Below are 7,809 nucleotides of genomic sequence, written 5' to 3'. Positions count from 1 at the left end.
CCGCCGGCCGCGTCAGTTGTGTAATGCCCGCCGCGATGATGGGTCGGGGTGGGGCTAATCCGCATGTGGTGCAAACGCGGCCCAGTGTGATTCCGCGGACCGGTGTCGGCTAGGGCGAGGGAAAGGACAGCAGGTAATGACCACGCGGTTTATGACCGATCCGCACGCGATGCGCCACATGGCGGGTCGTTTTGAGGTGTATGCGCAGACGGTCGAGGATGAGGCCCGCCGGACGTGGGCTTCACCCAGTTGGGGTCGCAGAGCATCTCTGGTGCGGGGTGGAGCGGGTTGGCCGAGGCCACCTCGTTGGACACGTGGACATGTTGCATGGGGTGCGTGATGGGTTGCTCCGTATGCCAATAATTACGAGCAGCAAGAGCGGGCTTCGCAGCAGGTCTTGAGCAGCTGGAGAGGGATGCGGCGATGACGATTAATTACCAGTTTGGTGATGTGGATGCTCATGGGGCCACGATTCGGGCTCAGGCGGCGTCGTTGGAGGCCGAGCATCAGGCCATCGTGCGTGATGTGCTGGCGGCCGGTGACTGTTGGGGTGGAGCCGGGTCGGTGGCGTGTCAGGAGTTCATCACCCAGTTGGGGCGTAACTTCCAAGTGATCTACGAACAAGCCAACAGCCACGGCCAAAAAGTGCAAGCTGCCGGCACCAACATGGCCCAAACCGACTCCGCAGTCGGATCCAGCTGGGCCTAGGCGCGGCTGCCACCGGCGCGGGTAACGTGAGGCGGGTTACGCGCGCCGGTAGCGCACCTTTAGAAGCCTGAATCCACAATCGGCAACGAGCCAGCGTGTTGCTACGGCGCCACCGTGAGCCAATCGGTAAATCCCGATGGGTCATGGCGTCCCAGGGCGCCGTGTTCGAAAAGGCCCCAGCCCTCCACCAGATCGGAATCACCGTCGCGGCACAGCGCGCGGCCTACGTGGTCGATAACTCCAAAGCCGGACCGGGCGATGATCGCGGGGTCGGTCATGTTGTAGCTCAGTCGCTCGACGAACTTCTCGCCCTTCCACATTCCGTGCAACCAGTCCGAGTCACCACCGTAGCCGCCTCCGACGTGGGTGGGGACCGGTAGTCTGGACTCCACGTCGAAGTGGACCGGCGTGGCGTCGGGTGTAGTCGCGTCGATGGTTGCCCCAATCGGAATCCTGGTGCCGGAGCGGTAGTGGATCTGCACGCGCGGCCAGCCCAGCTGCTCGACGCGTCCGTCGGGCCAGACCCGGGTGCAGTCGTTGAGCGAGCGGAACCCGTTGGCCTCTTCCTGGATGATCAGCACGACGGCGAATTCGTCGAAGGCCATCGGCAGGTATAGCCACCACATACCCGCGAAGGGTGGGTCGGCGGGCCGCCCCGCTGGCTCGGGCTCGCCGATCGGCCGGATGCCCCAGGACCGGTCGCGGCTGCCGATCCAGGTAGCAGGGTCCACCGCGATCTCCTCACCGTCGACTGCGATCCGACCCCTCCAGCTGCCCAGCTGGGCAAACCGTTGGGCATTCAGCGTCACCCGGTTGCCGGACCGCAAGATGTGCGGCTGTTCCTGGACGACGTCGAACAACCCCTCCCAGGTGAGATCGGCGGCAATGCCCTCGGTTTCGTCGAGAACGAGTCGCAGTCTGCGTAGTGGCTCGACAACCTCGATCCGATAGCCGTTGACGTGCTGATGAAGCCGGTCCTGGTCGACAGCGTCGGAAAGATGGACCGCGGTTTGGGTATCTCCGCGCCTGATGAGAAAGAATGCGTCCTTCACCCCGAGATTGGGGTAGTAGCCGATACCGCTGATCACAAAGATGTTGCCGGTGCGGTCGTGGGCGTTGAAGTAAGACCGGTCGTAGAAGTTGCGGTCGGAGGAGCCTGGCCAGGCGATCGGCTGGGGCAGCTGGTGTACCGGATACTCGTCTAGCGGGCCGAGCATTACTCATCCTCTCCGATAAGACGTTTCATCAACGGCGCGTGGTAGAACAGCGATTCGACGTCGTCGGGTTCCTCGACCTCGCTGAAATGAATCCGGCGCGCTCCGGTGCGCATGAACACACACGCCCACATGACGCCCGAATACACGTAAAACCAGTGCAAGTCACCAAGTTCCACACCCGCCAGTCGCTGATAGGTGGCGCGGACGTCTTCCTCTCGCATCACCGCCGGCAAGCCCGGTAGCCTCGCCAGACCAGCGAGCTCCTCAAATACCATGTGCGCGAATATCATCCAAGAGACGTCGAGCTCACGCGGGCCCAACGCCACCATTTCCCAGTCCAGCACCGCCACCGGTTGGAAGTCGCGATACAAGACGTTGCCTAGCCGAGCATCACCCCACGACAGCACGGGCTCGCGCGCAGCCACTTCGTCTGGCCAGTGCTCTTCCAGCCACGTGAAAGAACGTTCTATCAGCGGTGATCGGCCAATTCCCAGCGAGGCGAACTCGTACCAGGACCGCACCCAATTGGAGTGGCGGCGCAGTGCGCTATCGCCGGCCCAACTTTCGGTAAGAAACCCAAAAACTTTCTCTGCGTTGGGAATCGAATGCAGCTTGGTTAGCACCGCGACTGTGGCGTCCTGCAATTCGCGCTGGCGCTCGCCCGGGGCGTCGGCGAACCAGTTGTTGCCGAAGGTGTAGGGCATGACGTCGGGCGGCACCATGCCGTCGACATAATCCATGACGAAAAACGGTGTCCCCAGTACATCCCCGGTGGTCTCGATCCAGCGCACCGTCGGAACCGGGACATCGGTCAGTTCCCGCACCTGCCGCATGACCTGGAATTGGTGGTCGAGTCGATAGGTCGGAAACACCGGCACGTCTTCGGCGGCCGGCGCCACCCGTGCCACCATTTTCTGAGTTATCGGTTTGCCGTCACGTTGCCAGTGCGCGGTCAGGATGATGGTTTCTGAGGACATGCCCGTCGAATCGACGCCGCTCTCCACCATCACGTTGGGTGCGGCGCCGGCAGGCAACACGCTGGACAACCAGCACGACAGCACCGCCGGCAAGGTGGTGATGTCGCGGCTCGAGCGCTGCAGGCGGCCGATATCCTCGACCGCCGATTCATCAGCCACAGGTCTTCCTTCGCGAGGTAATTACGATACGGTAGGTAGCGTTATGAAAGCAGACCGGTCTTCCGTTGACAAGGCCCCCGGCGCCGGGCGGCCCCGGGACCCGCGCATCGATTCGGCCATTTTGGCGGCGACCGCGGAATTGCTGGTGCAGATCGGCTATTCGAACCTCAGTCTGGCTGCCGTCGCGGAACGCGCCGGGACCACCAAGTCGGCGTTGTACCGGCGGTGGTCGAGTAAGGCCGAGCTGGTCCATGAGGCAGCGTTCCCGGTGGCTCCCACTGCATTGCAGGTCCCGGCCGGCGACATTGCCGCTGATATCCGAATGATGATCGCGGCCACCCGCGATGTCTTCACCACCCCGGTGGTGCGGGCCGCCTTGCCCGGTTTGGTGGCCGACATGACCGCCGACGCTGAGCTCAGCGCACGGGTGCTGGCTCGCTTCGCTGACGTGTTCACCGCGGTGCGGGTCCGCCTGCAGGAAGCTGTTGACCGCGGCGAGGCGCATCCCGATGTCGACCCGGACCTATTGATCGAGTTGATCGGGGGAGTCACGATGCTGCGGATGCTGCTGTACCCGGACAACAAGCTCGACGACAAGTGGGTGGATCAAACCGCTGCGATCGTCGCACATGGGGTGACCCGATGACGCGGCGGCAGGGTGGCGCTGGCCGACGCGGGCGTGGTCACTTGGGCGCACGATCGGTCACGTCCAGAATCTCGACGGCAAGCTTCCGCTGGCGTCGAGGTCGACGCCAGCGCGGGAAAGTGCGAGAAGGGCGTGACGGTTACGTCGATCTCGGCGCAAGTAATGCGAACGCTCGACGAGCTTACGAGCGTGACCACCGCGATGCTGCCGTTAGCGGTGCCCTGGTGGCGCGCGGCAACCGGGCTATGCCCAGAGTCGGCCAGAGTCGGCCAGAGTCCGACTTCGTGGCGATATGCGATCCTGACATGCCACTATGAAGAAAGGCCGTGCCGCGACGGCAGCAGGCAGGTATGCAGATGCCCGGTATTGACAAACCAACTCGACGGGTTGTCGCCGTGATTGTGTTGTTGATTTTGGTTGCTGCGGCTCTGCGTGGCTATCTTCCCGGCGACGACGGCAGTTCGCGGGCCGAGCCTGGCAGCGGGCGGGCTGCGCTGACGTTCGTGATAGGGGCCCTGGGTGCCAGTGTCGCGCTGATGGCGTTTGCGGTCATCGCGCGATTGCGGGATCCGCGGGCGACGGCGCCGAGCGCGGGGGATCTGTCCGACATGCTGGGCGGTCGCAAGGGACAGGCCAGTTGGCGGGTGCTGCTCATCGGCTTGGGAGTGATCGCGGGTTGGCTGCTGATTGCCATGCTGCTGTCCCACTTAGTGGCGCCGCCCGACGTTACTACGCCCCCGCCGCCAACCGATCTCGGCGCACCACCGACGCGCAGCACCGCTGCACCGCCGCAGCAACCCTCGCCCGACAATGACGCAGACACCGTGCAGATCCTGCTCGCGTGGACGCTTCCGCTATTTGTACTGATCCTGGCAGCGGCGGCACTGACGTCGCGGCGTCGATGGCGCGCCGCCACAATAGCTGACATCGTCGACGGTGATGGGCAGTCCCCGGCGCCGAAGCGTGCGGAATCACTTGTGCGCGCAGCCCGACGTGGACTGGCCGAGATGGCCGATCTTGACCGCGATCCCCGAGAGGCGATTATTGCTTGCTATCTGGCGATGGAACGCGAGCTCGCCCACATTCCCGGAGCCGCACCGCAAGACTTCGACACCCCCACCGAGGTGCTGGCTCGCGCGGTTGAAAGGCACGCGCTGCACGCCGATAACGCCGCGCAGCTGGTGAACCTCTTTGCCGAGGCACGGTTTAGTCCCCATGTGATGAACGAGGGGCACCGCGATGCCGCGGTACGCGCCCTACGGCTAGTCCTTGAGGAACTGGCGCCCCGTACCCACGGGAGTGCTGTGTGAAAAAGCTTATCTCGCTTGGCGTTTTTCTCATTGTAGGTGTAGAGCTGCTGGCATTGGCCGTACCTGATCGCCGGTTTGTGCTGGCGGCATCCGGTGTGGCCGTGGCTTTGGTGGTGCTCAACATCCGCCGTTTCCTGGGACACGGACCACAACCCGCGACCGAGCCAGACCACGATGATCTCCGCGATGGATTGCGCCGCTGGCTATCCACCACCGAGACGACGATTCGGTGGTCGGAATCCACCCGAGCGGATTGGGACCGCCACTTGCGACCCATGCTTGCCCGCCGCTATGAAATCGCGACGGGTCAACGTCTGGCCAAGGATCCAGCGGCGTTTCATGCCACCGGGGGGATGCTGTTCGGGGCCGAGCTGTGGGAATGGGTGAATCCGAACAACGTCATGCGTGGCGGCGAGCATCAGCCGGGCCCAGGCCGTGAGAAGCTCGAAGCAATACTGCAAAAATTGGAACTGGTATGACAGGGACTATGCCGGCTGCTATGCCGTCTGGCACGACGACCGCTCACTGCGAGGCGGTGCTCGACGAAATCGAACGCGTCGTGGTGGGCAAGCGCGGCGCGCTCACGCTCATCCTCACCGCCGTCCTGGCCCGCGGCCACGTTCTGATCGAGGATCTGCCCGGCTTGGGTAAGACGCTGATTGCCCGCTCGTTCGCTGCCGCGCTAGGTCTCGAGTTCAAGCGTGTGCAGTTCACCCCCGACCTGTTGCCCGCCGACTTGCTCGGCTCCACCATCTACGACATGCAGTCGGGGCACTTCGAGTTTCGGCCCGGTCCGATTTTCACCAACCTGCTGCTCGCCGACGAAATCAACCGCACTCCACCGAAGACTCAGGCGGCGTTGCTGGAGGCGATGGCCGAGGGCCAGGTCAGCATCGACGGCAAGACTCACAAGCTGCCCATGCCATTCATCGTGCTCGCCACCGACAACCCGATCGAGTACGAGGGCACCTATCCGCTGCCTGAGGCGCAACTGGATCGGTTCGCGATCCGGCTCGAACTGCGATACCTCTCCGAGCAGGACGAGACTGCGATGTTACGCCGACGCCTCGACCGCGGGTCGGCCGAACCGACGGTGAATCAGGTCGTTGATGTGCACGACCTGCTGGCGATGCGAGAATCGGTCGAGCAGGTGACTGTTCACGAGGATGTCTTGCACTACGTCGTATCGCTGGCTACCGCCACCCGGCATCATCCGCAGGTCGCCGTGGGCGCCAGCCCACGAGCAGAACTCGACCTGGTCCAACTCGCTCGTGCCCGTGCTCTGCTGTTGGGCCGCGATTATGTGATCCCCGAAGATGTCAAGGCGCTGGCCACTGCCTCGATCGCGCACCGCATTACCCTGCGTCCGGAGATGTGGGTGCGAAAGATCCAGGGCGCCGACATCATCGATGAACTGTTGCGGCGCTTGCCAGTGCCACGAACTCATAGGCCGAATGATCGAAACCCGTGAAGTCGAGTTACGCTGGCGCGCTTCACCATTGACGCGGGCGATTGCCACTGGCGCCGGAGTCGCGCTGGTGGCCGCCGTCATCGCTGACCGGTGGCAGCTCATCGCGTTCGCGGCGCCGCTGCTCGGGGTGTTGTGCTCAATCTACTGGCAGCGACCCGTGCCGACCATCCAGATACACGGGGAACCGGATGCGCGGCGCTGCTTCGAGAACGAGCACGTACATGTAAAGCTTTGGGCGACAAAGTGTTCGAAAGAACAGTCCGAGTCAGAGTCAGTCGAAGTGACCGTGTCAGCACCTACCGGAATGCAGGTCGACGTTGTCGAATCGGACTCCCGTAACGTGAAAACCGTTGCGGTATCAGCACCACGGTGGGGGCGCTATCCCATCCGGGCCCGGGTCGACGTCGTCGCGCGTGGCGGATTGGTGACCGGGACGGGAACCGCCGACGCCGCCGAAGTCGTCGTGTTTCCGCTGACGCCACCGCAATCGACGTCAATTCCGCAGACCGAATTGCTCGACCGCCTAGGTGCCCACCTCACCCGGTATATCGGCCCGGGCGTCGAATACGCCGACATACGTCCTTACGTACCAGGCGACCAGCTGCGCGCTGTCAACTGGGCGGTCAGCGCTCGGCGTGGCCGATTGCATGTGACCCAGCGATTGACCGACCGCGCCGCCGACGTGATCGTGCTCATCGACAACTATCGGCAGCCGCCAGGGCCGGCGACCGAGGCTACCGAACGCATTGCGCGCGGCGCGGCTCAGGTGGTACAGACCGCGTTGCGAAACGGTGACCGCGCCGGAATTGTCGCCCTCGGCGGCAACCGCCCGCGGTGGCTCGGGGCCGATATCGGCCAGCGGCAGTTTTATCGAGTGCTCGATACCGTGCTCGGTGCCGGCGAGCGCTTCGAAAAGACGACTGGGACGTTGGCGCCGCGTGCCGCCATTCCTGCCGGTGCGATTGTTATCGCGTTCTCCACATTGCTCGATACCGAATTCGCCTTGGCGCTGATCGATTTGCGCAAACGCGGACACGTCGTGGTAGCTGTCGACGTTCTCGGCAGCTCACCGTTCGAGGGCGAGCAAGATCCGCTGGTGGTCCGCCTGTGGGCACTGCAGCGCTCCGGGATGTATCGCGACATGGCCACCATCGGAGTCGACGTGCTGTCCTGGCTGGAGGATCGTCCACTGGAGCAGTCGATGAGCGCTCTGCCTGACCGCCGCCGCCGGGTGCGGGGACGGCTAACGGGAACGCCGGGAAGGCTCTGACGTGGCTTCGTCTACCCACTTTCTGGGCCGAGTGATTTCTCCGGCCTTCGG

General features: G+C 63.8%; 9 protein-coding genes and 1 pseudogene. 8 read left to right on the top strand and 2 right to left on the bottom strand.

The features are described from left to right. From F0Q45_RS29170 to F0Q45_RS09930, 3 genes and pseudogenes are all read left to right on the top strand, one after another. Window positions 1-113 (top strand): hypothetical protein (locus F0Q45_RS29170; RefSeq protein ID WP_444875256.1); only part of this gene is annotated, 113 nt, incomplete at its 5' end. 23 nt (window positions 114-136) lie between these two features. Then, window positions 137-427 (top strand): annotated as a pseudogene (locus F0Q45_RS09935) (WXG100 family type VII secretion target). After that, window positions 424-708 (top strand): WXG100 family type VII secretion target, encoded by a 285-nt coding sequence (locus tag F0Q45_RS09930; protein ID WP_149653784.1) that lies wholly within the window; start codon window positions 424-426, stop codon window positions 706-708. Before F0Q45_RS09935 ends, F0Q45_RS09930 begins: the two are co-directional and overlap by 4 nt. Window positions 709-809: 101 nt before the next feature. Here F0Q45_RS09930 and F0Q45_RS09925 read toward each other — a convergent pair whose 3' ends face one another. Then, window positions 810-1,925: a hypothetical protein gene (locus tag F0Q45_RS09925; protein ID WP_149653783.1), complete on the bottom strand. Its 1,116-nt coding sequence runs from the start codon at window positions 1,923-1,925 to the stop codon at window positions 810-812. Further along, the gene (locus F0Q45_RS09920) at window positions 1,925-3,061 is read right to left on the bottom strand and encodes a phosphotransferase family protein (protein WP_149653782.1); all 1,137 of its coding nucleotides are present in this window, start codon (window positions 3,059-3,061) and stop codon (window positions 1,925-1,927) included. Before F0Q45_RS09920 ends, F0Q45_RS09925 begins: the two co-directional genes overlap by 1 nt. Window positions 3,062-3,104: 43 nt before the next feature. On the opposite strand from F0Q45_RS09920, the gene F0Q45_RS09915 reads away from it, so the two are divergent. The 5 genes from F0Q45_RS09915 to F0Q45_RS09895 all read left to right on the top strand — a co-directional run bounded on the left by F0Q45_RS09915 (window position 3,105) and on the right by F0Q45_RS09895 (window position 7,758). Beyond that, on the top strand, window positions 3,105-3,707 hold the full coding sequence (locus F0Q45_RS09915; protein WP_149653781.1) for a TetR/AcrR family transcriptional regulator: 603 nt from the start codon (window positions 3,105-3,107) through the stop codon (window positions 3,705-3,707). 356 nt (window positions 3,708-4,063) lie between these two features. Then, entirely contained in the window at window positions 4,064-5,017 is a 954-nt protein-coding gene (locus tag F0Q45_RS09910; RefSeq protein WP_149653780.1) for a DUF4129 domain-containing protein, read from the top strand. Then, complete coding sequence (locus tag F0Q45_RS09905; RefSeq protein WP_149653779.1) at window positions 5,014-5,496, top strand: hypothetical protein; 483 nt, start codon at window positions 5,014-5,016, stop codon at window positions 5,494-5,496. The genes F0Q45_RS09910 and F0Q45_RS09905 overlap by 4 nt, the downstream gene beginning before the upstream one ends. 20 nt (window positions 5,497-5,516) lie before the next feature. After that, complete coding sequence (locus F0Q45_RS09900; RefSeq protein ID WP_149653778.1) at window positions 5,517-6,488, top strand: AAA family ATPase; 972 nt, start codon at window positions 5,517-5,519, stop codon at window positions 6,486-6,488. After that, entirely contained in the window at window positions 6,472-7,758 is a 1,287-nt protein-coding gene (locus F0Q45_RS09895) for a DUF58 domain-containing protein (RefSeq protein ID WP_149653777.1), read from the top strand. Before F0Q45_RS09900 ends, F0Q45_RS09895 begins: the two co-directional genes overlap by 17 nt. The last annotated feature ends 51 nt before the right edge of the window (window positions 7,759-7,809 follow it).

Origin of the sequence: Mycobacterium simiae (assembly GCF_008370645.1) — a bacterium.
In the GTDB taxonomy this organism is placed as follows: domain Bacteria; phylum Actinomycetota; class Actinomycetes; order Mycobacteriales; family Mycobacteriaceae; genus Mycobacterium; species Mycobacterium simiae_A.
The sequence above is the reverse complement of the archived record's forward strand: the minus strand, read 5'-3'. Positions and strand labels throughout refer to the sequence as shown.

What these genes read in the sequence shown, in the direction of transcription:
- F0Q45_RS09930 (WP_149653784.1), top strand. Translation starts at nt 424, where the DNA reads ATGACGATTAATTACCAGTTTGGTGATGTGGATGCTCATGGGGCCACG.
- F0Q45_RS09925 (WP_149653783.1), bottom strand. Translation starts at nt 1,925, where the DNA reads ATGCTCGGCCCGCTAGACGAGTATCCGGTACACCAGCTGCCCCAGCCG.
- F0Q45_RS09915 (WP_149653781.1), top strand. Translation starts at nt 3,105, where the DNA reads ATGAAAGCAGACCGGTCTTCCGTTGACAAGGCCCCCGGCGCCGGGCGG.
- F0Q45_RS09910 (WP_149653780.1), top strand. Translation starts at nt 4,064, where the DNA reads ATGCCCGGTATTGACAAACCAACTCGACGGGTTGTCGCCGTGATTGTG.
- F0Q45_RS09900 (WP_149653778.1), top strand. Translation starts at nt 5,517, where the DNA reads ATGCCGTCTGGCACGACGACCGCTCACTGCGAGGCGGTGCTCGACGAA.
- F0Q45_RS09895 (WP_149653777.1), top strand. Translation starts at nt 6,472, where the DNA reads ATGATCGAAACCCGTGAAGTCGAGTTACGCTGGCGCGCTTCACCATTG.